Here is a 23,545-nt window from a genome sequence, read left to right as displayed (position 1 = left end):
GTGTGATGGCGCTCGCGCTAGCTGCTGATCTTCTTCCACGTACAGGTCGTCGCTGCCGACGTGCAGTGCTCGTATCCGGGCAGGGTCAGGAAGAATCCGTCGCCATCCAGCATCCGCCACTGCGGAGCCGGGAACCCGTTGAAGGCCATCTGGTTCTGGACTTTCGGGATTGCCGAGCGCCCGCAGCGCTCCGCACCGCCTGGCCCGTTGGCCACGGAGCGGGTGTCGGCGAGGAGGCCGAAGTTGGCCGAGCCATCTCCCATTTTGTCAGTGAACAGCTGGGCGCATTTGCTTCCCGAGGTGACCAGGTTGACGCTCTTGGGGTAGCCACCGGACTCGTGGGTCGAGGCCATCGCGAACTCGTCGCACTGGACGTCGCCCACCGAGGTGTCGGAGGGGTGGATGGTCCAGGCGGAGCTGGCGCCGCAGATGACGTTGCGGCTGTTGTCCGAGTTCCATGGGTTGCCAGCACTGTTCTTGACCGTGGTGTCCGGGCCCAGGTAGTGCATCAGCGAGTCCCACCGCTTGGAGCCTGCATGGTCGGGCAGTACCTGTTGCATGTACCAGTAGTACGCTCCGGCGGCCGGGTACAGGTTGGTGTCGGCCGTCCAGGTCAGCTTGAAGAATGGAAGCACACAGCCCGGTGCCGACGACTTGAGGTAATCGTCGCAGCGCGGCGCGAGTTCACGCATCGCGCTGGTCCCGGAGGTCCCGAAGCTCGCCGTGGCGATGGCAGTGTCGCTGGCGTCCACGGTGGCGGTCACCGACCAGCCCAGGTCGATGGTCTCCTTGCCGGTGCCGTTCCACTGCGTCGTGGTCCGCCCCCAGCGCTCTCCATAAGGCGGACTGGTGCCGTCCACGTCCCAGTACGCCGTCGAGCCGGAAGGGTTGTTCTGCCCGTCGGTCCACTTCACATTCGATGTCACACACGACTGGCAGGTCGTCCCGACGTTCCACTTCATCGTGACGCCCTGCAGTACCTGGTCGATCGAGACCGGCCGGATCGCGATCTGCTGGTCGAACTCTGCGAAGTTCGATCCGGAGGCGCTCTTATTCGGGTACGTCTTGATGCGTTGCTCGAAGTCGAACGTCGCGAAGCCGATCTCTGCATTGTCCGTATCAACGAACGCCAGCTTCCCGGAGCCGATGCTCTTCAGACACGCGTCGGTGCGGTTCATGTAGTCCTTGCCCGCCGGCTTGTCCCAGCACCAGTCGACCAGTTCGACCGCAGGCGCGACAGCCGCGGCCGAGGAGTGCCGGGTTGCGCGTGCCTTCGGCTCGGCCGTCTCGCGCTGCGCCTCGATCCGCTTCCTCGCGCGTGCTTTGGACTCTGCGGTGGGTGGGGACAACTCGATACACAGCTTGCGGCCCTGGGCGTCCGCTGTGCCACAGGTGCGCTTCTGGTTGGCCTGGCGCTTGACCGTGCCGTTCGCGTTGAGCGTCGGTAGGGCCGGCCCTGGATTGGAGCGGGTGAACTCGTCGATCTCCTGAGCGGTCTTGTCGATCGTCGACGATGTCTGCGGTGCGGGGAACTTCATGTACGGGTCGATACGGAAGTCCGCCCAGGGAGACCAGTTCGTTTCGTACAGGCTGCCGTCGAAAGCGGAGGTGCGGAACTTGTACAGCACGCCCGGCTTCAGGATGCCGTAGGGCACGGGCACCTTCGCAAGGCTTCCCGAGGCTACATACGGCGACACCAATACCCCGTATTGGCCCGACCCGTCGAGATCGACCTGCGCTTTCGGGGTTCCGTCTGCGTTCGTGGTGTACACCTGGAATGTCAGGTTCGCGGTGTCCCCGTCCGGATCGGTCACCGTGTTGCGGAGCACCACGTCCGGAGAGATGACCCGCCAGACCGCGCCAGATTTTGTGAACTTGGGACCGGCAGCCGGCGCGTTGCCCGACGCGGGCCGCTCACCCCCAGCGGCGAGGGCCGTCAGGTCCTGTGGTCCGGCTGCTGCCAGCGTCGCCGGAGCAGCGTTTGCGCCGGGAGCGGGAGGGGTGGGCGCTGCTGTGGCAGTGCCCACCCCGGCCAGTAACACCAGCACGGCACCAACGGTGGCCTGTCGCCACGCCGACGCGCGTAAGAGTCTCACTTCCTTGATCCCCTCGATGGAGTTGTGTCCTGCGCATGTCAGCCCGGACCTCATCACGCCCCGATCGAAAGAAATATGACCGAATTCATGGTTTGCGGGCCAGAAGCGCATTCAGGCCAGGGAGTTGTGCCATTGCGGAAGGTGCGCAGTGATAGTCGGCGTCGCGGAGGTCCATCCGTACCGTCCTGACACGGCGGTTGATCAGGGTCCACTCCTACACGGGGGATCCTGTTGCAGTGGGCGAGTCCACTCGTTCCAGGCTGCCGCTCAAACCGGTGACGGGCTGGCCGGTGAGTGCCTGGGCGATCTGCCACAGTTGGCCGCCGCGGGACGCCTTGACGAGGACGACATCGTTGGAGCGGAGGATGGAGTCGAGGTAGGCGGCAGCGGTGATGTTGTCGCCGACCAGTGCGATGTCAGGCACTCCTGCCGCTCCTGCCGCGAGGGCGAGTTGCTTGGCCATGTCCCCGCCGACCGCTACGACGAGGTCGACGCCGTTCTCGGCTGCCATGCGCCCGCTCATCGGAGGGCAGCGAGTCCACCCGTGGGCTACTTCTCCTCACGCATTGGTCATCCGGTCTCAGCTGCCAGGCTCACGTTCGAGCTGAAGAAGGCGCGCATGTGGTCCACGATTTCCAGTCCCAGTGACTGGACCGTGCCGAGACGGACGAAGTGTTCAACAAACCACTGCTTTCGCGCCTCGTCGGCTATCTCGGCCAAGACATCGCCCATCAGCGCCAGTGTCCTGCGGCACTCCTTGTCAGCCTCCTCATAGAGCCCCATGAGGCTGACCGGCCCTGCGGGTTTGCCCGGCGAAGGCCACGCGCGAGGGTGGGACCTCGCCATGACGAACTCGGCCGGGGTCCGATCGCTCTTCGACCAGTTACACGTCTTGCAGGCAGGGACCAGGTTGTCCGTGCCGTCATAACCTCTGCGTGCCCACGGGATGACGTGGTCCACCGTTTCAGACTCCCGGCCGCAGTAGACGCAGCCCCCGCCATTCGCGAACAGGACCATCAACCTGTCGCAGCCCCACTCGCTCTCACGTCGTCGACGAGCCCCCACACCGTTCCTTCCGACGCTGCCAAGGGCGGCAGTCTCTCAGTGCGATGAAGGGATGCGCGGCCCTCTGAGGTCGCCCCCGGGGACCGCACCGTGCGCCCACATACTGCGGCGGTTCAGCTGCAGCCGGTTTTGCGGCAGGGGAACTTGGTGACGTGGGGCGCCGATCCAGCATCCGCCGTGACGCTCCGGGCGCCCACGAGGTCTTTCAGACGCTGCGGAAATAGCCTCTGAACTGCGGCGATCACCGATTGTTCGGTTGCCGATATCTTTCCGATGACGCATCACGTGGAGTGCGTCGCCATTCTTGAGCCGCCTCCCGCGCTCGCCACGACGGGTCGTCACCCGACGGCGAGCTGCCACACATCCTCTTCGTCACACAGCCTGTGAGGTAGGTGCACCGGTCGGCGGAGAACGAGGGCCAGCCACTGGGGCCGGGTTTCGGATCCCCTTCGAGCTATTTGTCGCCGCCGATACCACCCGCAGAGACCGCGGATCATCGAGCCGTTCGCGTAGCGCTCCCGCTCAGCCGCAGGCCACGTCGACGCGCCGGAGTTGCAGGCCGTCCGCTACCGGTCCGGGAGAATTCGCTTGACGTCAATTGTGACGCGAGGTGCTGAGGTGATCGTGGAGAGTAGCGCAGGTGCAGAGGTTGCCTGGAGCGGAACGGAGTCTCCAGGCAACCGACTTGAGACTCTAGAAGAACCCAAGTTTCTTCGGGCTGTATGAAACCAAAACGTTCTTCGTCTGCTGGTGGTACAGGTCTCCGTGTACTTCTGACCTGCAGATATGAATGAAATCTCCTGGTGATAAGCGGAGTTGGCCCGCGCCTGGTCCGGATCTTGCGAGGTGCGGCCCTTGTGTAGGGCATCGATGCCGGGAGCGTCCCGGTGGTACGACGTGGCACAGGTAGTCTGATCCGTCTTCTGGCGTCCACGTGGTCCAAGTCGAGAGCGTTTGTCCTGGTCAGGGCCTTGTGGTTCAGAAGCGTCGACGCTGTTGGTGACGCGCGCGTGACAGGTGTGACCGATGTGGACACCGGTCGGATTGATCCGACGGGGGTCTCCGCGTGCGGGGGTGGTCCCGGTTGAGTGGTGGTCAACGGAGTTTGCTCTGCTCCGATTAGCTGTTCTGGGCTGCGAACAAGTGCGGCTGTCGAGAACCCTGAGCGCGTGCCATCGAAGTTGATCGGCATGCGGGTCAGAGCCTCCGCATGAGGAGGTGGAGTAGTGATGCCACGGCGACACCGACGGCGAGGGCGGTGCCGAACGACGGGTACTCGAAGACGACATGCGCAGCGCCGCAACCAACGAACATGAGCAGCGCCATCCGTTGACCTATCTGCCCGTTCATCCGCGAGGCCCACCCTGCGTTCGCGTCGTCATGGCTGTCACAGGGAAACAACGACTGGAATTCCGACAGACACCCAGACGGCCACGACCCAGCTCTTACTGGACGGGATCAAGATGCGATGGCACGGCCTCGCGTCCGCCCGGATGCGGCAGGGCACCGGCGGACCGGTAGGCGAGCGAAAATCCCCGTCCGGGACTCGAAATTGTGTTCGGAATGGCCGCAAGGGCGAGGATCGGGAACGATCCAGAATCCGGATGTATCCGGCCTCTTGCCTGCCGTTTTCCCTCCCCGAGGCAGCCTGGCCTATCCCGTCATCGGCTCGGGTCGAGTCCCGTTGTCAGTGGTGACCTCTACGGTTCCTTGTGGTTGGCGCGGAATCCCATGCATGGCTGTGCGGGCATGAGTGCCGACCGAGTGGGGCGTGCATTTTCGTTGTTGGCGGGAAATGCGGTCGTACTTGCTGGGGTAGTGAGAGGGCAGGATGTATGGAGTTGGACTACGACCGTCTGGTCGCCCTGCGGAAGCAGAGTGCTGCTTGGCGGCTGCTGAAGGCCGACAATGCGGCGCTGATGTTGAGCTTCTTCAACAAGGTGTTCGTTGAGCAGGGAGTGCGCTCGATTGCCAGTGCGGAGCTTGTCGAACGTCTGGACGACGAGTTGTTCGCTCTCAATGACCGGCTCGGGCAGGGCACGTTTCCCAAGTCCGCGAAGGCGTATTTGGATGTCTGGTCGGCACCGGGGAACGGCTGGCTGCGCAAGTATTACCCGGCGGATTCGGACGAGCCGCACTACGACGCCACGGCCGCGGTCGAGAAGGCGATCGCGTGGGTCCGGTCACTGGAAGAGCGTTCGTTCGTCGGTACGGAGTCGCGCCTGAATACGATCTTCGATCTGCTGCGGCAGATGACGTTCGGCACCGAAACCGACCCCGAAGCGCGACTGGCCGAGCTTACCCGGCGACGGCATGAAATCGATCAGGAAATCGAGCGAGTTGAGGCCGGCGAGGTAGACGTCCTGGACAGCGCGGCGCTGCGGGACCGCTACCAGCAGGTGACGACGACGGCGCATGGGCTGCTCGCCGACTTCCGCGAGGTTGAGGCGAACTTCCGGGACTTGGACCGGGATCTGCGGAGCAAGATCGCCGCGTGGGACGGGGCCAAGGGCGAACTCCTGGACGAGGTGCTGGGCAGCCGCGAGAGCATCGCAGAGTCGGACCAGGGGCGGACCTTCCAGGCGTTCTACGACTTCCTGCTCGCCCCGAGCCGTCAGGACGAACTCAAGACGCTACTGGCCGAGGTCGAGGCGATGGAAGCCATCGACGAGCCTGACCCGCGCATGCGTCGCATGCCCCGGGACTGGCTGGAGGCCGCCGAACGCACCCAAGCCACGGTGCGGCAGCTTTCGGATCAGCTCCGCCGGTTCCTGGATGACCAGGTGCGCTCGGAAGACCGCCGCGTCTTGGCACTGGTGCGCGCGATCGAAACGCAGGCCCTGGCCCTGCGCGACGTGCCGGGCGTGAGTCTGGTCGCCGAGATCGATGCGGCAGCCCCGGCCATCGCCCTGCCGATGGAGCGGCCCTTGTATATGCCGGTGGTCAAGGCGCCGATCGACAGCACCGGCATCGAGGCGGGGGACGAGGAGTTCACCGCCGACGCCTTGTTCGAGGCGGTGTATGTGGATCCCGCCCGGCTCACGGCCGCGGTGCACCACGCCCTGGGCTTGCGCACGCAGGTGTCCTTGGCCGAGACGCTGCGCGAGTACCCCCTGGAGCAGGGGCTTGCTGAACTGGTCGCCTACTTCGCGCTACCGGAGGACGGGTTCACCACCGTGTTCGACGACGACCGCCAAGAAGAGATCACGTGGATCGGCGAGGACGACGTTCAGCAGGTCGCCACCGTGCCCGTGGTCACCTTTGCTCGCACCAGCCCCGGCATCGCCTGGGCCTCCAGCCCGAAGGAGGGGCGATGACCACACCTGCCACCCCCACCCCGCAGCAGCCGTGCTCCCTCTCGCTGCCAGTCAACCAGCTACTCAAGGGCCCGGTCTTCCGCGACCAGCACGAGCGGGCCTGGGACGCGCTGCTGCACCACAGTGCCGGCGTGAAGGACTATGTCGACGTCATGGGGCTGCGTGTGGTGATCGACGAGATGGAGGGCTACGCCTTCCTCCAGTCGAAACCCGACGACGAGGACGATGTCCGCGATCCCCGCATGGCGCCGCCGCGGCTGATGCCCCGCCGCTCGCTGTCCTACCCCGTCAGTCTGCTGGTCGTGCTGCTGCGCAAGCGGCTTGCCGAGTTCGACGCGGGCGCCGACGGCACCCGCCTGATGATCACCCGGGACGAGATCGTCGAGATGATCCGCATGTTCCTCCCGGCCGGCAGCAACGAGGCACGCCTGGTCGACCAGATCGATGGTCACATCAACAAGGTGGTGGACCTGCAATTTCTGCGCCGCGCTCGCGGGCAGGAGCAGCTGTTCGAGGTGCAGCGGATCATCAAAGCCTTCGTCGACGGGCAGTGGCTCGCCGACTTCGACACGAACCTGGCCCAGTACGCGGCCACCCACACCCCCCAGGAGACGCAGCAGTGATCCCCGCCCAGCCCGGCCCTGCCGACACGAGTGCCTCCACCGACCTGGCTGCGGCAGGCTTCCGGCTGGAGCGTCTGGAGGTCTACAACTGGGGCACGTTCGACAAGCATGTGTGGTCGTTCGGCCTCGGCGGCGCCAACGCCCTGCTGACCGGTGACATCGGTTCCGGAAAGTCCACCCTGGTGGATGCGATCACCACGCTATTCATGCCCGCCCGCAAGATCGCCTACAACAAGGCGGCCGGTGCGGAGAGCGGCGAGCGCAGCCTGCGCTCTTACGTGCTGGGCCACTACAAGTCCGAACGCAACGAAACCACGGGGACGACCAAGCCGGTGGCGCTGCGCAAGCCGGGCAGCTACTCCGTCATTTTGGGCGTGTTCACGAACCCGGCGCTGGCGGCGACCGTCACGCTGGGGCAGGTGTTATGGCTGGCCGACGGGAACGCCACCAGCCCCGAGTGGCTGTTCCTCGTCGCCGACCGGGCGCTGTCCGTCGCCGGAGACTTCGCTGACTTCGGCACCGAGGTGCGGGCGCTGAAGAAGCGTCTCGAAGCGGGCGATGTCCGCGTCCACAAGACGTTCCCGCCGTACAGCAAGGACTTCCGGCGCCGGATGGGCATCGAGTCCGAACAGGCGCTGGAGCTCTTCCATCAGACGGTGTCGATGAAGTCGGTGGGCAGCCTGGACGAGTTCGTGCGCAGTCACATGCTCGAACCATTCGATGCGGCGGCGATGACGGACAACATCGTGAGCCACTTCGACGCTCTGACTACCACCTACAACTCCGTTCAGCGGGCCCGTGCCCAGATCGAGGCCCTCACCCCGCTGCTTGAGGACTGCGACGCCTACGAGGGCCTGGCCGCACGCATCGAGGAGGCCGACGCCCAGCAGGCCGCCCTGCGGTACTTCATCGCCCAACGCACGTCGGCGCTGCACGAAGCCCAGCGCGCCGAGGCGGAGCGGATGCTCGCCCGCCTGGAGGGCGAGAAGAAGACCGCGAAGGACGAGCTGGAGCGGCTGCGGGACCAGGAACGCCGGTGGGAAATGCAGCGTGAGGGTCTGGGCGGCGGGCGCCTGGGCGAACTGGAGCGCCAGATCGAGGAGACGGAGCAGCAGCGTGCCGCTCAGGAGAAGCGTGCCCGCCAGCACGCAACCCTGCTGGAGCAGGCAGAGCTGGCCCCAGTCACCGATCAGGCGCAGTTCACCGACCGCCTTGAGGAGATCGCCCGGGCCCAGCGCGACGTCGCCGCGACGACACAGGAGACGCGCACTGCCCTGGAGACGCTGGCAGTCGAGGCCGCACAGCTGAAGCAGCGGGCCGAGGATCTCAACGCAGACCTGATCAGCCTGCGCTCGCGCCGCAGCAACATCCCCCGCAAGCAGCTGGAGGTACGCGCCCGCCTGAGCCGCGAACTCGGCATCGAGGACAGTGCCCTGCCCTTCGCCGGCGAACTCATTCAGGTCCGAGACGAGGAACAGGCGTGGGCTGGAGCCGCCGAGCGGCTGCTGCGCGGCTTCGCCGTGTCCCTCCTGGTCCCCGGCGATCAGTACGCTCGCGTCTCAGACTGGATCAACGACCACCACCTGGGGACGAAGCTGGTCTACTTCCGCGTCCCGGACAAGCTCCCGCCGCGGCGCCTGCCTACCGGTGCGTCCACGGCGCTGTTCACCAAGCTCGAAGTGCGTGAGGACTCGCCGTTCGCCCCGTGGCTGGTCGGCGAGCTCGAACGCCGTGCCTCCCACGCCTGCGTGCCGACGATGGAAGACTTCCGGCACGCCGAACTGGCCATCACCGCACGGGGATTGATCAAGGGGGTGCGGGGCCGCCACGAGAAGAACGACACCACCCGCATCGACGACCGCAGCACGTATGTGCTCGGCTGGACGAACCAGGCGAAGATCGATGCCCTCCTGGATCAGGCGGGACGGGTCCATGGCGCCCAGCGCGAGATGGAGAAGAAGCAACGCGGACTGGGAGCCGCCTACGAGGATGCCATCAGCCGTGACAAGGTCCTCGACCGGCTGACGGCGATGCTGGACTACAGCGAGATCGACTGGCCGTCCGCGGTACGGCGCATCACAGAGCTGACCGCGGAGAAGCAGCGCCTGCAAGCCGCCTCCGACGACCTGGACGAACTCACCCGCCGCCTCACCGAGATCGCCGACGAAATCACCGAACAGGGAGCCGCCTACGAGAAGGCCAGCCAGAGCTGGGGACGGGTCGACGGCGAGCGTGACGCCGCTGAACGCGCCCGCGACGAGGCCCGCGCGGTACTCGACGAACCGGCCGCCGGCGCTGCACAGGCGCACTTTCCGGCCCTCGAACAGCGCTTGACCACCGCCCGCCTGGCGTGCCGGACCGCACAGGAGTGCGTGCAAACCGAAACCCGGCTGCGCGAGGAGATGACGGCGCACAAGCACCGCTGGGCCAAGGAGCAGACCCGCCTCGCCCAGACGATCGCCGCCCAGATGAGCTCCTTCCGCACCACATATCAGGTCGAGACCAGCGAACTCGACGCCTCCGTTGCCTCCGCCCCTGGCTACCGTGCCCTGCACCAGCAGCTCGTCGCCGACGACCTGCCGCGCTTCCAGGACCAGTTCCGCACCTATTTGAAGACCAACGTGATCCGCGAAATCGCCGGATTCCACGCGCAGTTGAACATCTGGGCCGACGAGATCGGCGACCGCATCAACACCATCAACGAGTCGCTGGCCGACATTGACTACAACCCGGGCCGCTACATCATGCTCAAGCCCGAGCAGACGCCCAACACCGAGATCCGCGAGTTCACCGCGGAACTGCGCGCCTGTACCGACGACGTCCTATCCGGCGACGATTCCGACCTGTACTCCGAGGAGAAGTTCCACCAGGTCCAGCACCTAATCGAACGCTTCAAGGGCCGCGAAGGCCACGCGGACAGCGACCGCGGCTGGACCAAGCGCGTCACCGACGTGCGGTACTGGTTCGTCTTCAGCGCCAGCGAACGGCGCCGCGAGGACGACTCCGAGTACGAGGTGTACTCCGACTCCGGCGGCAAGTCCGGCGGACAGAAGGAGAAGCTCGCGTACACCATCCTGGCCGCCTCTCTCGCCTACCAGTTCAAGCTCGACACCACCCACAGCAGAAGCCGTACCTTCCGCTTCGTGGTCATCGACGAAGCCTTCGGACGCGGCTCGGAGGAATCCGCCCGCTTCGCCCTGGACCTCTTCAAACGCCTGGGCCTGCAACTCCTCATCGTCACCCCACTGCAGAAGATCCACGTCATTGAGCCCTACGTGTCCGCCGTCGGCTTCGTCGACAACCCCAGCGGACACCACTCCCGCCTACGTACCCTGACCATCGCCCAGTACCGCCAAGAACGCCTCGCCCACACCCTGGCCGGCCTGCAGCCCGCCGCCGGACAGGGAGACTGAGATGACGACGCATCAAAATTCCAACTGGACTACGCCGCAGGCCGTCCTCGAACGCCTCCGCAAACGCTGGAACACGGGTACCTACCTCACCCAACTCGCCGACGGGGCACCCTGGGACCCCGTCGAGATTCCCCTGCGCGGCCCGAAAGCTGGCGACATCACCCGCCAGTACGACGACGTCCTCGCCTGGACCGAATCGTGGGCGCCCAGCGCACACCGGCACCTACGCATCGAATACCGCCGGCTCGGCGGACGCCTGGCCGGCGTGAACAACATCCCCGACCGCGTCTGGATCGACGACCGCGAGGACCTCTGGCGCCTCCTCGGCGTCACCTCGACGGTCGCCCGCTACCAAGCCCTGCTGGCCTCCACCCAGGAAAGGCTGCCCGCTCTCATCGACTGGATGGTCGCCCACCCCATGCAGGTCCTGCAACGGGAGGCCGACTGGCGCCGCCTGGAGGACACGATCCGCTGGATCACCGACTACCGTGGACCAGCCGTCTACCTGCGCCAGCTCGATGTACCTGGGGTGGACACCAAGTTCATCGAACGCCACCGCGCCATCCTGACCACCCTGCTCGAACAGTGCCTTCCCGATGACCGCATCGACGTCGAGGCCGCGCGCACTGACTTCGCCGCCCGCTTCCGTTTCCTGCGCAAGCCCGCCTACCTGCGATTCCGGCTGCTCGGCGGCGAGTCGCTGGGGGGCTTCAGCGAACTCACGGTCCGCACGGATGAGTTCACCGCGCCGCCGCCCGGCATCACGACCGTGTACGTCATCGAGAACGAAACCACCTACCTCGCCTTCCCCGACCAGCCCCACAGCATCGTGATCCACGGCGGCGGCTACGCCGTCACCCAGCTGTCCGCCCTGGCCTGGCTGCACGATGTACGCCTCGTGTACTGGGGCGACCTGGACACTCACGGGTTCACCATCCTCGACCGGCTGCGCCGGGCCTTCCCGCACACGCAGTCCATCCTGATGGACCGGAGCACTCTCCTGGAGCACCGCGGCCAATGGGTGAAGGAGGACGCCCCCACCCACCAGCCTCTCGGCGCGCTCACCCCGGACGAAGCCGACGTCTACGCCAGCCTCGTGGACGGCGAGTTCGGCCCCAACGTGCGACTCGAACAAGAACGCGTGCGCTACCACCTGCTCGAAGACGCCCTCAACGACCTACGCCGAGGGCTGCGGTGACCAACTCTCGTGCCTGGCCAGCCGCCGGAGACCGGGAACTGCGGCGTCGCTGCCGTTCTGCCGTGCCCGGGGTGCAGGCGCGGCGTCGGCGCCGAACGGTTCGGTCTGCAGACCATACCCAGAGCGGCAGGGGCCCCACGTCCTATGGGCTGACGGCAATCGTCGTTAGGGCTGGAGGGTTGAGGCACACCCCCTTTTCGGAACAAGCGTTCGAAGGGAATGATGGGTTGGTCGCGTGCCAGTTCGGTACGCCGCTCGTTAGGCAGCGCACCAGAAGCGCCCTGGCACGCAAGGCGCTTCGAGGCTCACGGGAGGAGAGGCAGCGATGAGTGATCGAAGCGCGATCGAGTGGACTGAAGCCACCTGGAACCCCACGACAGGCTGCGATCGAGTCACGCCAGGGTGCGACAACTGCTATGCCTTAGTCCTGGCTAGGCGCCTCAAGGCCATGGGGACAGCCAAGTATCAGAACGATGGTGACCCTCGAACCTCCGGTCCTGGCTTCGGACTCACCCTGCACCCAGGAGCACTCGGGGTTCCCTTCCGCTGGAAGGCGCCCCGCATGGTCTTCGTGAACTCGATGAGTGACCTCTTCCACGCAAAGGTTCCCGTGGCCTTTGTGGAACAGGTATTTCAGGTCATCGCGGAGACACCGCAGCACACGTACCAGCTGCTGACCAAGCGTGCCAGGCGCCTGCGTCGTCTTGCAGATCGTCTCGACTGGCCCCCCAACCTTTGGATGGGTGTATCCGTGGAGTCGCAAGACCAGCTCGACCGCATCGACGACCTCCGCCAAGTCCCTGCCGCCGTACGTTTCCTCTCCTGCGAGCCGCTCCTGGGCCCGCTCGCTGACCTCGACCTTCAGGACATCGGCTGGGTGATTGCCGGCGGCGAATCCGGCCTGAACCATCGGCCAGTGAAGGAGGAATGGGTCACCGGGATCCGCGACATCTGCCGCGAGGCCGACGTACCGTTCTTCTTCAAGCAATGGGGTGGCCGCACCCCGAAAGTCGGCGGACGAGAGCTCGCCGGCGAAACCTGGTCGCAGACGCCGGCTCGGCTGCAGCCATCGATCGGCTGAGCGAAGAGACCAAGCCAATGGCTGTATGCGCCCTGGCGTCGGCTGAAAACGCTGTGTGATCCTCAGCCCTGGGGCAGTTTCCGCAACGGGGAGGGAACATGGCTGTACCGAGAGCTGTCGTCTGGCCACGAGACCCGCATACGGCAGCCAAGCACGACCTCCTCAAGAAGTACCTGCAGCCGTGGACACGCATTCTGCTGACGCACCAGGACAGCGTCACCTACGCGGAGGGCTTCGCCGGCCCCGGGGTCTACGAAGGGGGCGAACCTGGGTCGCCCATTGTCGCCTACCGGGTCTTCGCGGAGGCCCTGCAACAACGCCCCAAGAGGGTCCGGATGGTCCTCGTCGAAGAGGATGCCCGTCGGGTGGAGAAGCTGCAGCGTCAGTTGTCACTCGCGCGCGAGCAGACACCAGCTGAGATCAGCGCCAGCATGCAGGGCGAGCTCCACACAGGAACCTGCCACCCCACTCTCCTCGACAGACTTCGCGCAGGCGGGCATCTCGGTAAGCCGCTCTTCGTGCTGTTGGACAGCTACGGCGGCCCGGACATTCCGTTCGCTCTGTTGCAGCAGCTGGCCCAGTTCAAGCGAACCGAGGTGATGCTGACCTTCGTCCCGAACTTCCTCACTCGCTTCGCTGAGAAGAACGACGGCCATCGGGCCGCAGGCGACGCCGCGTTCGGTGACACCGAATGGCATGGCGTGTTCACTCAACCCGCAGGCCGCAAGTTCGCATACCTGCGCGATCGGTATCGAGAGTCGATCAAACGCGCCGGATTCACCTACACCCTCTACTTCGAGATGGTGGATGAAGGCGGGCACCCGCTCTACCTTCTCTACGGCACCCGCCACGAGTTGGGCGTAGAGAAGATGAAGGACGCGATGTGGAGCGTCGATCCCGCATACGGTGTCCAGTACCGGGATCCGAAGGACGTGCAACAACAGGCCCTGGACCTGGAGTTTGAGCCCAACACGGATCCACTGCGCCGAATGCTCTTGGAGTTCATCGCCGGCAGGCCCCGGGGGCGAATGGTCGAGGACCTCCAGCAGTACACGCTGCTCGAGACGGTCTACCGTCCCGCGCAAGTCATCTCGCTCATCGAGAAGATGCGGGACGACAAGGCCGTCGCCACAGAGCCACGCCGTGTCACCAAGAAGACCCGGGTGTTCCTCTACGCCGAGAAGCCTGGACAAGGCGAGCTGTTTTAGGGCTGATAGGTCGCGTTGGCGGGTTCCACGGCTTGAGCCTTGCGTGCGGCGGCGAAGACAGCTCTGCGGGCACTGAACGGGTCGTGGGTGGCGGGCAGCCACGGGTGGGTCGCCAGTGCGGCGGCCAGTCGCCTGCACTCTTCCTGGGCTGCGAGCCACCGTTCTCGTTCTGCGTTCGTGATGTCGATTCGCCCCGCCGCGATGTCCGCTCCTGCCGGGAGGGTGTCGGCGAGTGCCTTCAGGCGCTGTAGGGCGGAGTCCAGCGTCAGCCTCGCCGCCACCACATCGCCGGGAATCTCCCAGCCGTCCACGTTCCACTTGGACCTGTACTCCGGCGGCGGTCCCTTCGACAGCCAGTCGGAGGCATCGATGGGGTCGCCACTGTCACGGGGCTGCGCGAGTTCCGCGCGGATCCCGGTGTCCTCGCCATAGTGGCAGTGCGGGTCGGGCGGGAGCGGCTCGGCGGGGAGGAATGCGGCGGTCGAGTCGGCAGCGGACGCCGGCGGATAGGGATCCGGTTCCGGACGGCCCTGGAGGAATTCCGCCTTGTCCGACGGTTTCACCCACATGTGCCAGCCGCGCCGCCGCCCTGTGCGCGCTCGCATGAACAGCGTCACGAGCTCGCCCGTGGCCGTCATGCGCACCATGTCGTCGTAGTGCGCCTGCGTCGATTCCCACGTGGCGTGCCAACCGCCACAGCGCGTACCAGTCCTGGGGCATTGACGCTGAGTGCTCCAGTCGCAGCGGACCATGCGCAACGCCTTCACGCCTCCTCGTACGCGCAAGGCGTCCCGACTGCCCACGTCCTGCCATCGCTGGACGTTCAGCCTGGCCCAAGGCGCCCGATCGATGGCGAGTGAGTTCTCGTTCGTCACGAGCCACAGCGGTGTCAGGCCGTCGCCCACTGCAGTGCGCGTCCTGTTGTCCACAGAGCCACTCGCGATTGGCGAGATCTGGATCTCGTAGCCGATCTTCTTTCCGCTGGCCCCGGCGACCGTTACATCCGTACGACGGCGACCATGTACGGCTCGGTCTTCGACGGAGACGTTGAAGCCCTCTCGACTGGCTGTTTCGGCGGTGTGGTTCTTGAGCGCCTTGTGCAGCTCGCTTTCGCCCGCTGTCTCGGACACCTCGCCCCTGGTCACGTGCCGGGCGTGGTAGCGGCCGTTCTTCTCGACGATGGTCATGAATCCGGGGCAGACGGTCCCGTATTCGTGGGCTCCGAGGCAGTAGAGAAGGTCGGGCTTGTAGTTGCGGTGGACTTCCTGCAGGAGGCCCGGGCGATCGGGGTTACCCAGGTCTGATGCACTCAAGTCGATAGTGATCCCGTAACCGCGATGCAGCACGTTGTGGGTCATGTCTTGAGAGTAAGTCCTCTCACTGACAACGAGGTTCGTTGTAGTGGCGGGGCTGGTCGGCGGCGGCGCCTCTGCCGACGAGTAACCCCGCCCCCTGAACGCGCTGCTTGCCTCCGTGTGCTGTTGTGGCCGAGCGGGATCAAGTCTTGGGTGTTGCGGGTCACGTCCGCTGGAGTGGTGTATTGACGGCCACTCGGTGATCTCGTTTTGAGGCTATGCGGTCAGTTCGGCGGGCAGGACGGGATCGTCGCTTTCTGACCCGTTCGGGTGGAGGCGGGCTTTGGCCAGGAGTTCGATGCCCATGTAGCGGCGGGCCTCGGTCCATTCGTCGTTCTGCTCGGCCAGGACCGCGCCGACCAGACGGATCACGGCGGTGCGGTCGGGGAAGATCCCGACGACGTCGGTGCGGCGGCGGATCTCCTTGTTGAGGCGTTCTTGCGGGTTGTTCGACCAGATCTGCCGCCAGATCTCCCGCGGGAAGGCCGTGAACGCGAGCAAGTCCGCCTGGGCAGCGTCCAAGTGGGCTGCGGCCTTGGGGAACTTGGCTTCCAAAGCGTCCATCACGTGTCGCATCTAAGCCTGGACCGCGTCGGTGTCCGGTTGCTCGAAGACGGTCCGCAGCAGGGTCGCGACCCAGGGCTGAGCGGACTTGGGAACCTGGCAGAGCAGATTTCGGGCGTAGTGGGTGCGGCACCTCTGCCATGAAGCGCCCGGCAGGACGGCGCCGATTGCGTTCACCAGGCCGGTGTGGGCGTCGGAGATGACCAGTTGGACGCCGGACAGGCCGCGGGCGGTCAGCGAACGCAGGAAGGCCAGCCAGCCGGCGCCGTCCTCGGCGGTGGCGACGTCGATGCCGAGGATCTCGCGGTGCCCGTCGGCGTTCACGCCGACCGCGATGAGCGCGTGGACGTTGATGATGCGGCCGCCCTCGCGGACTTTCTGGGTGAGCGCATCGACCCAGACGAACGCGTAAGGCCCGGCGTCCAGGGGCCGGTTTCGGAACGCGGCGACCTGCTCGTCGAGGTGCTTGGCCATCGCGCTGACCTGGGACTTCGATAGTTGGGTGACGCCGAGTGTCTCGGCGAGTTTCTCGACTCTGCGGGTGGAGACGCCGAGCAGGTAGGCGGTGGCAACCACCGAGATCAGGGCCTGTTCGGCCCGGCGGCGCCGTTCGAGCAGCCAGTGCGGGAAGTAACTGCCCTGCCGCAGCTTGGGAACGGCGAGTTCGACAGTCCCGGCCCTCGTGTCCCACTCGCGCGGGCGGTAGCCGTTGCGGTGGTTGACGCGTTCGTCGCTGACCTGGCCGTATTCGGCGTTGCAGAGGGCGTCGGCCTCCGCGGACATGAGCGCGTCGGCGAACGTCGCGACCATCGCGCGCAGCAGATCGGGACTCGCCGCGGCGAGGTTGTCTTCCGCGAGGGCGTGCAGGGGCAGACTGTCTGGTGCGGTCATCGTGCTGATCTCCTTCGAGACTTCGACACTTCGAAGATCAGCCGGTGGCCGTTCATCTATGCGGGCACCATCCCGATGCCGGAGCAAACCCCCGGATCAGGTCGAACCCGTACACCACATCCCTGGACGCAACCGGAGCAAGTCCGACGAGGGGGATGCGGTAGCTGCAGCCCGGTCCGTACTCAGCGGCCGTGCGCAGTCACCGGTGAAGGCAGGCGATGGCCCAGTCGAGATCGCGCGCATATACCTGATGGCGAGAGACTCCGCGGTGAAAGCCAAACGGCAGGCGGTGAACCAGATCAAGGCCCTCCTGGTCACCACTGACCCAGCCCTCAGAAAGGAGCTGCGGAGTCTGTCACGCCGTCGTCTCACCCTCTTCTGCCTGCAGTTGAGCGAAGGCGGCGAGGAGGTGGATTCGATCGTGCGGGCGACCAGGTTCACGGTGCGGGTGCTGGCGGAACGCATCGAGCAGCTTGGGGGGCAGGCTCGAGTGCTGGACCAGCGCCTGGCGGAGTTGATCGGGACGTACTACCCGTGCCTGCTCGATGCTGTCGGAGTCGGTCCGCACAGTGCGGCGGTGTTGTTGACGGCCCTGGGGGACGGAGCGTTTCTAAGTTGGCCCGAGGCTGGAGAGTCCGGCGAGCACGTTCGGGGAGAGGTTGGGGCCGTTTCTTTGTGTTCATGTCGCCGCGTCAAAGAGAACTGGTTAGTCCCGGCACTCGGATGAAGTTCCGCTCGCTGGCGACGAATTTGACCGTTCGGACGATTGGCGAGGCGTGGCAGAGCCACAACTTCGCCCCATCCCCGACGACGAACTTCGGTATACGGACTCAAGCATCCGCCGCACCACCTTCGAGTCCTACGCCGCAGCCGTTGACTGGACCGACCGCGGCCACGTGACCCGGGCGCTGCGTGTGTTCGAGGACCGATTCGGACCGGACAGCGGGAGGGGTGGAGTGGGCCCTGGCTGGACGATCTGATGGAGCGACTGCGGCGAGACGGCCTGCAGATCGATGAGCGCGGCCGCATTACCGAAATTCCGGGTACCTGGACACCGGCAGTTCCTACCCAGAGCGCGTCGCGCTCGGACAACCGAAGTGTGGCGCTCACCGAGGTGACGCGGCGTCGCATCGCCGAGGCTCTTGGTACGACCGATTGGACGGGAGGGCTGGGCGACCTCTCGTTCCTCGAGCGCCTGTATGACCTCGATGCCTTGCCGAGCCACGACTCCCGCTTCGCGACGGCCCGAGAAGACATCGCCAAACACCGCTACGCCAACGACGACCGGGACAACGACTGGATCTTCAGCGACGACCGGTTTGGGCTGGGGCGCGGCCTGGACGAGACGTTGCTTCGATTTCTCAGTGAGACCCTTCACCCCGCTGTACGCACGGACGAGGAGGAGGTTGCACGTCTCGTGACCGTGCTCAATAAGGTGCTGGCTCCGGACGGTTACGCTCTGGAACCGGCGACCGTGATCAGCGGATACCCGGTCTATCGAGCCGGGCGCTTGGCAGAGAGGACGGCATCCGGTGACTCGGACCGAGACGTTGCCGCGCGCGAGGACCCGGATCCGATGCCCGGCTCCCGGCACAGTTCTGCGCCGAGCACCGCGGCCTCCTCGGCAGCGGCCGATGACGCGGCGCGGGTGCGACGTCTGGCCCGCGGAGATCGGAAGGACTATTCCTGCGATCGGCTGCCGTTCGCCGACGGCGGTCAAGCAGACGTCTTTCGCGCGATACATAAACCGACGGGCGCCAGGGTGGTGCTCAAGAAGCTCCGCGACCGGAACCCGCCCGAACGTAAGCGCGCCCGCATGAAACGCGAGATCACCCTGGGCCGCTGGCTCGACGGGCACTTGCATGCTATGCCGATCTTGGACGCGGACCCAGGCCACACCTGGTTCGTCATGCCCTACGCCCCCTTCACGGCAGAGCAGCGCAGAGACCAGCTCGCCGAACCGTCAGAACTGAGGAAACTCGTCGACGCCCTGTGCTCGGTGTTGTCCGCCACCCACCAGGCTGGCTGGCTCCACCGGGACATCAAGCCCGCCAATGTGCTCATGCACGACGGCCGGTGGGTCCTCGCAGACTGGGGCATCGCCCGGCGTCCGCGTGGACAGACGACGGACCCGCAACGCACCCGCGTCGGCGTACCTTTCGGCTCGGACGGCTTTGCCGCTCCGGAACTTTCCGTTGACGCTCACGGCGCCACGGACGCCGCCGACGTGTACAGCATTGGTCAGCTGATTGGCTGGGCCGTGACCGGAGCGATGCCCGCGATCAACGTGCCGCTCCTGCCCCCGGCAGGGCCGTGGAGGAGCATCGTGCGGCAGGCCACGCAGACCGATCCCGCTCGCCGGCCTCCCACTGTCCGGGCACTTCGCCAGCTGGTGATCCAGGAGACACAGGCCCCACCGCAGTCCCCCTTCGTGAAGGCGCAGGCCCTTCAGCAGGAGATGGAATCAGGCTCTGCCACCGCTGCACACGAGTTGATCGCGTTGGCCGCGAGACATACCGATGACGCGCCGCTCTACTGCGATCTGCTGGTAAAGCTGCCCCTGTGGCCGCTCCTGCCGGCGCTGCTGGCCGATGCCCAGCGTGCTATCGACATCGTCCGCGCGATGGCCGCACTCCTGGGCACGCACCGGTCTCCGGAGCGTGGGGAAGTCGATGCCACGATCATGTGGCTGATTCGCATTGCACAGCAGGCGGCAGACAGCGGCGCACTCGACCTTCTCGAGGAGTGCTGTGACGGGGCATTCGAATGGGACGGTCACTGGGATCAGTGGGGACCTCAGAAGGACATCGTGGCATGGCTACGCACCTTGCAGGGTGACAGTGCCAGCTCAGTCGCCTCGATGCTTCGCCAACACCCCACCTGTGCAGCACACTTCACTCACATCGCCGACGACGTCGATGTCGACCACCGGATCCGAGCCGCACTGACACACCTTGCCGACGCGCGTCCCGCGCCCGAGAAGGCTGACGCGATCCGCCCATCCCCACCAGGACTGCGGTGACGCGGGGGTGGACCGGGCGCTTTCCGCGTCGAACGAGGTCGTAGCTCTTCGGTCTAGACAGGCCGAACGCCTGGGCAGCGGCCTTGACGCTCGCCGTCCCACTCAAGCTGGCGCGGATGTGCTCGGGGAATGAGCTGGCTGTGAGGCGTTTCGCCGTCGGCGAGCGTTGTACCGTACTGGCGATCTAGTATTTTCTGTCTTCAACGGGGGGCGGGCGAAGGTGTCGACTATCGGTCTGGCTGCAGCCATCGAAGAGCTGCGGCAGGAGCTGTACGAGGCCCAGCGGCTCGGCGCCAACCAGCAATTCGCCTTCGGTGTTGAAGAGGCGGAGCTGGAGCTGCAGCTCGAACTGCGTAAGTCCGCTAAGGGGGAGGGCAAGGTTTCATTCGGAGTGGTTGGCGTCGGGGCTGGGGGTGAGCAAGCCACGGTCCGTACTCATAAGCTGGTGCTGAAACTGACGGTCAAGGACCGGGCTCTCGGAGGCACGCGTCCCGAGATCGGCGATGACGAGCTCGGGTCACTGGACGAGGAGTGACGTGGATCGCCGCAGACTGGCGCTGATCCGCAGCGGGGGCACAGGTGACGGGCGCCTGACTGTCGGCTCCGGCTATCTGATCGCGCCGCGGCTCGTGCTGACCGCGCGACATGTGGTGGAGGACCGAGACACAGGAACGCTTTGGCCGGTCATCACCGTCCGCGTAGGGCACCACCTCGACGGCGAGACGACGCGCGTGGACGGGGAGTTGCTCTGGACCCACCCGGATGGACTCGACGTCGCGCTGCTGCAGACAAACCGTGAGATCGATCCGCCCGGCGCCGTCCGCTGGGGCTGCCCTTCAGGCACCGCGCCTGTGTCATATGAGGGCCTTGGCTATCCCTGGGCTGCCAAAGGGGAGACCCGAGCACCGGAGCACCTGCGCGGTGTCCTGCCGGTTCTCTCCGGAGGCAGGGACCGTTACGTCCTTGACCAGGGGCCGGCCCCCACTCCTCGAACGGACGGCGGGAACGCCTGGGGCGGAGCCTCGGGAGCGGCGATCTTCTGCGGCGGCCACCTCGTCGGCGTAGTGACCGAGGAGGACCACGCGTACGGAGCCCGCCGGCTGATTGCCCTGCCGGTGTCGTCCTTCGCTGGGGACGGCGACTTCGCGTCCCTCGTCGAGGAGCAAACCGGTCGGTCGTTCGAGCTGAGCGCGGTCGGTGCGTCTTTGCCCAGGGCCGGGTCCGCCGCCGAGCGCACGCCCGTCGAGCGCGAACTGGAGACATTGCTCGCGCCGTTGTTCTCGCGCCCCGACATCCGCGTCGATCACGCTCGGGCCTTGGCGCTCGAACTCGGCTACGAAGCTGTGGGCTATGAGCCCACCAGTGCTGACCTCGTGGCGTTCCTCATGGCGCATCCACGAGCGCTCGCGTCGCTTGGCGAAGCCCTGGCGGGCGGCGCGAAGGGGGAGACCCGCGCTGCTCTGACTCGTCTGTTCCTGTGGGCCAGGGCAGGCGACTGTGGATCGCTGCTTTCCGTGAACGAGTACGGCGCGCTGGTCGGTCTGCTGAGCAGGGTCTGCGAGAAGCAGCCAACAGTGCTTCCCCGAACAGCCGGTGAGGCGCTGCCATACGTTGTTCTTCCTGAAGCGCTCGCCCGTCCGCAGCTCGGCGAAGAGGACGTTTGCGGCGTGGTTGAGCGCTTGGAGGATCTGTCCGACGGTGCGAGCGGCCCAGCGGGAGCCCCGCCAGTGCCGGCGCTGCTGCGGCTCGTCGAGTACGTGGCGGCGGCTGTAGGCGACGGGTTGGGCGACGACTTGCGCGCGTGGTCGGACAAGACTGCCCGGCGGCTCGGTATCCAGGCCGGGGCCCTGGGCGAGCGGCGTGCGGACGCCGCCCGGTGGGCGCGGCGCGCAGCGTCGCCGGTGTCACGGATCGTGATGGAACTGGCACACGACCCCACCGCGGGAGAGGAACGGTACCGCGTCCGCATTCTGCTCGTCCGCGATGACGGTTCGCACCGCGTGCTCAAGGAGGTGGAATCGGAGCCCAAGACCCCGCGGGAAGCGGCGAACAGCCTGAGCGAGGCGGTTTTCGCCGCCACCCAGGAGCAGGGACAAGGTGACCATGTGCCTTGGGTGACTGTAGTGGTCGACCGGGCAGGCCTCGACTTGGCCGTTGACGAATGGGAGCGGCCTGGAGCGCTCGACGACATCCTTCCGCCGTGGCCGATCGGAGCGGACTACCGTGTTTCTCTGAGCTGCCCGGAACTTAGTGATCACAGGCCAGAACGCGAAGGCGACCAGGAACGCCGGTGGAAGAACGGACGCGCTTCGGTGCTGGTCACCAGCCGGACATCTGGGGACTCCAGGCAGCTCGTGAATCTGCTGAAGACCAAGCATCGTGACACCGCGCGGGTCGTCCTCCATAGCCCCGCCGACGAGCGCCGATCCTGGGTGCTGACATGTCTTGTCCTGGGCGTGCCGGTCGTGCTTTGGGACCGTGTGGCTTGCGGCTTCGAGGACGCGGGGAGACTGGACATCCTAGCCCCGTCCGGCGACCTGGAGGGACTTCCCGAGCGGGTCCGAGTCTTCCGCAGCGACTCGGCGGCTGACCCGGCTGAGCGGCAGGCACGGCCATCCCTTGTGTGGGAACCGGAAGGCCGTCTCCCGCGGTCTGAGCCGCTTCGACTGAGTGACCCTTGGAGAGGATCGCACGCGTCATGACCACCTCAGAGCCCTTGGCCGGTTCAAGCTCTCAGCGTTCATCGTCCGACGGTGCAGGCGACGACTGGTGGCTGTTTCGCGGGGACGGCGAGCGCCGGGAGGTGCCGTTCCCCGCCGCTCCGCCGTGGCGCCGGTTCGACCGGCCGGAGACCGTTACCGGTGACAGGGTTCCGTACCCGCGGCCCTACCTCATCGGCTTTGACGAGGTGCAGGTGGTGAACGCGGCGCTTCACCTGCGTCGGCCCCTGCTGGTGACCGGGCAGCCTGGTACGGGCAAGTCATCGCTGGCCCATGCCATCGCCCATGAACTCGCGCTCGGCCGCGTCCTGCAGTGGCCAGTGAACAGTCGCTCAACTCTTCAGGACGCTCTTTACCACTATGACGCCGTTGGCCGGCTGCGTGAGACATCTGTGCGGCGCGACGCGGACGGCACGGATCCGGACATCGGCCAGTACATCCGGCTCGGCCCTCTGGGTAATGCGCTTGTGCCTCGGAAGCGCCCTCGCGTGCTACTCATAGACGAGCTGGACAAGGGTGACGTCGACCTCCCCAACGACCTGCTGACTATTTTCGAGGAGGGTGAGTTCGCCATCTCCGAACTCACCCGGCTGCCCGCGAGCCACGCGCCCGTACACGTTCTGACGGACGACCCGGATGAGACTGCTCCGATTACGCGAGGCCGCGTCCGTTGTGGTGAGTTCCCGGTCGTCATCATCACCAGCAACGGCGAACGCGAATTCCCGCCTGCCTTTCTGCGTCGTTGCGTTCGTCTCGATCTCCCCGAGCCCAACGAGTCGAGGCTTCGGGAGATCGTCGCCGCGCATCTCGGCCCCGACGCATTGGATGACACGGACGACCTGCTGCGGGAGTTCCTTGAACGGCGTGCCGAGGGCGAACTGGCCACCGATCAGCTACTCAACGCCGTCTTCCTTCGCAAGGGTGGCGTGAATCTCGACGCGGCCTCCCTCCTCCAAGCCGTCCTGCACCGTCTCGGCGGAGCCGTGTGACCC

At 66.1% G+C, this 23,545-nt stretch carries 15 protein-coding genes and 1 pseudogene; 11 read left to right on the top strand and 5 right to left on the bottom strand.

Annotation, left to right across the window (positions count from 1 at the left end):
* Window positions 1-17: 17 nt before the first annotated feature.
* From AC2XR2_RS05635 to AC2XR2_RS05625, 3 genes are all read right to left on the bottom strand, one after another.
* Window positions 18-2,048, bottom strand: a complete 2,031-nt coding sequence (locus tag AC2XR2_RS05635) for a hypothetical protein (protein WP_491514459.1) — start codon at window positions 2,046-2,048, stop codon at window positions 18-20.
* 262 nt (window positions 2,049-2,310) lie between these two features.
* Window positions 2,311-2,619, bottom strand: coding sequence for a UDP-N-acetylmuramoylalanyl-D-glutamate--2,6-diaminopimelate ligase (locus AC2XR2_RS05630; RefSeq protein WP_491514458.1), 309 nt, complete (start codon window positions 2,617-2,619; stop codon window positions 2,311-2,313).
* A 47-nt stretch (window positions 2,620-2,666) separates the two neighbouring features.
* On the bottom strand, window positions 2,667-3,113 hold the full coding sequence (locus AC2XR2_RS05625) for an HNH endonuclease (RefSeq protein WP_491514457.1): 447 nt from the start codon (window positions 3,111-3,113) through the stop codon (window positions 2,667-2,669).
* 1,883 nt (window positions 3,114-4,996) lie between these two features.
* On the opposite strand from AC2XR2_RS05625, the gene AC2XR2_RS05620 reads away from it, so the two are divergent.
* The 6 genes from AC2XR2_RS05620 to AC2XR2_RS05595 all read left to right on the top strand — a co-directional run bounded on the left by AC2XR2_RS05620 (window position 4,997) and on the right by AC2XR2_RS05595 (window position 14,001).
* Window positions 4,997-6,478 (top strand): DUF3375 domain-containing protein, encoded by a 1,482-nt coding sequence (locus tag AC2XR2_RS05620; RefSeq protein ID WP_491514456.1) that lies wholly within the window; start codon window positions 4,997-4,999, stop codon window positions 6,476-6,478.
* Window positions 6,475-7,101, top strand: a complete 627-nt coding sequence (locus tag AC2XR2_RS05615) for a DUF4194 domain-containing protein (RefSeq protein WP_467320092.1) — start codon at window positions 6,475-6,477, stop codon at window positions 7,099-7,101. Before AC2XR2_RS05620 ends, AC2XR2_RS05615 begins: the two co-directional genes overlap by 4 nt.
* On the top strand, window positions 7,098-10,514 hold the full coding sequence (locus AC2XR2_RS05610; protein ID WP_491514455.1) for an ATP-binding protein: 3,417 nt from the start codon (window positions 7,098-7,100) through the stop codon (window positions 10,512-10,514). The genes AC2XR2_RS05615 and AC2XR2_RS05610 overlap by 4 nt, the downstream gene beginning before the upstream one ends.
* Before the next feature lies 1 nt (window position 10,515).
* Window positions 10,516-11,712: a Wadjet anti-phage system protein JetD domain-containing protein gene (locus tag AC2XR2_RS05605; protein ID WP_491514454.1), complete on the top strand. Its 1,197-nt coding sequence runs from the start codon at window positions 10,516-10,518 to the stop codon at window positions 11,710-11,712.
* A gap of 325 nt (window positions 11,713-12,037) precedes the next feature.
* Entirely contained in the window at window positions 12,038-12,793 is a 756-nt protein-coding gene (locus AC2XR2_RS05600; RefSeq protein ID WP_491514453.1) for a DUF5131 family protein, read from the top strand.
* A gap of 98 nt (window positions 12,794-12,891) precedes the next feature.
* A complete protein-coding gene (locus tag AC2XR2_RS05595; RefSeq protein ID WP_491514452.1) occupies window positions 12,892-14,001 on the top strand; it encodes a three-Cys-motif partner protein TcmP in 1,110 nt (369 codons plus the stop codon).
* On the opposite strand, the gene AC2XR2_RS05590 is transcribed toward AC2XR2_RS05595, so the two are convergent.
* Both AC2XR2_RS05590 and AC2XR2_RS05585 read right to left on the bottom strand, forming a co-directional pair.
* A complete protein-coding gene (locus AC2XR2_RS05590) occupies window positions 13,998-15,359 on the bottom strand; it encodes a competence protein CoiA family protein (protein ID WP_467320086.1) in 1,362 nt (453 codons plus the stop codon). The genes AC2XR2_RS05595 and AC2XR2_RS05590 overlap by 4 nt on opposite strands.
* A 213-nt stretch (window positions 15,360-15,572) precedes the next feature.
* Window positions 15,573-16,811 (bottom strand): annotated as a pseudogene (locus tag AC2XR2_RS05585) (IS256 family transposase).
* Between the two features lie 289 nt (window positions 16,812-17,100).
* Here AC2XR2_RS05585 and AC2XR2_RS05580 point away from each other — a divergent pair.
* The 5 genes from AC2XR2_RS05580 (at window position 17,101) to AC2XR2_RS05560 (ending at window position 23,542) form a co-directional block, all read left to right on the top strand.
* Window positions 17,101-17,538: a hypothetical protein gene (locus tag AC2XR2_RS05580; RefSeq protein ID WP_491514451.1), complete on the top strand. Its 438-nt coding sequence runs from the start codon at window positions 17,101-17,103 to the stop codon at window positions 17,536-17,538.
* Window positions 17,539-17,790: 252 nt separating this feature from the next.
* Entirely contained in the window at window positions 17,791-19,833 is a 2,043-nt protein-coding gene (locus AC2XR2_RS05575; RefSeq protein WP_491514450.1) for an AbiJ-related protein, read from the top strand.
* Window positions 19,834-20,053: 220 nt separating this feature from the next.
* A complete protein-coding gene (locus AC2XR2_RS05570) occupies window positions 20,054-20,368 on the top strand; it encodes a trypco2 family protein (protein ID WP_345567409.1) in 315 nt (104 codons plus the stop codon).
* 1 nt (window position 20,369) lies between these two features.
* Window positions 20,370-22,535, top strand: coding sequence for a VMAP-C domain-containing protein (locus tag AC2XR2_RS05565; RefSeq protein WP_491514449.1), 2,166 nt, complete (start codon window positions 20,370-20,372; stop codon window positions 22,533-22,535).
* A complete protein-coding gene (locus tag AC2XR2_RS05560; RefSeq protein ID WP_345567405.1) occupies window positions 22,532-23,542 on the top strand; it encodes an AAA family ATPase in 1,011 nt (336 codons plus the stop codon). Before AC2XR2_RS05565 ends, AC2XR2_RS05560 begins: the two co-directional genes overlap by 4 nt.
* Window positions 23,543-23,545 lie beyond the last annotated feature (3 nt).

This window comes from Streptomyces sp. LS-MS-L19 (genome assembly GCF_058382285.1).
The sequence above is the reverse complement of the archived record's forward strand: the minus strand, read 5'-3'. Positions and strand labels throughout refer to the sequence as shown.

What these genes read in the sequence shown, in the direction of transcription:
- AC2XR2_RS05630 (WP_491514458.1), bottom strand. Translation starts at nt 2,619, where the DNA reads ATGAGCGGGCGCATGGCAGCCGAGAACGGCGTCGACCTCGTCGTAGCG.
- AC2XR2_RS05625 (WP_491514457.1), bottom strand. Translation starts at nt 3,113, where the DNA reads ATGGTCCTGTTCGCGAATGGCGGGGGCTGCGTCTACTGCGGCCGGGAG.
- AC2XR2_RS05620 (WP_491514456.1), top strand. Translation starts at nt 4,997, where the DNA reads ATGGAGTTGGACTACGACCGTCTGGTCGCCCTGCGGAAGCAGAGTGCT.
- AC2XR2_RS05615 (WP_467320092.1), top strand. Translation starts at nt 6,475, where the DNA reads ATGACCACACCTGCCACCCCCACCCCGCAGCAGCCGTGCTCCCTCTCG.
- AC2XR2_RS05605 (WP_491514454.1), top strand. Translation starts at nt 10,516, where the DNA reads ATGACGACGCATCAAAATTCCAACTGGACTACGCCGCAGGCCGTCCTC.
- AC2XR2_RS05600 (WP_491514453.1), top strand. Translation starts at nt 12,038, where the DNA reads ATGAGTGATCGAAGCGCGATCGAGTGGACTGAAGCCACCTGGAACCCC.
- AC2XR2_RS05595 (WP_491514452.1), top strand. Translation starts at nt 12,892, where the DNA reads ATGGCTGTACCGAGAGCTGTCGTCTGGCCACGAGACCCGCATACGGCA.
- AC2XR2_RS05590 (WP_467320086.1), bottom strand. Translation starts at nt 15,359, where the DNA reads ATGACCCACAACGTGCTGCATCGCGGTTACGGGATCACTATCGACTTG.
- AC2XR2_RS05575 (WP_491514450.1), top strand. Translation starts at nt 17,791, where the DNA reads ATGGAGCGACTGCGGCGAGACGGCCTGCAGATCGATGAGCGCGGCCGC.
- AC2XR2_RS05560 (WP_345567405.1), top strand. Translation starts at nt 22,532, where the DNA reads ATGACCACCTCAGAGCCCTTGGCCGGTTCAAGCTCTCAGCGTTCATCG.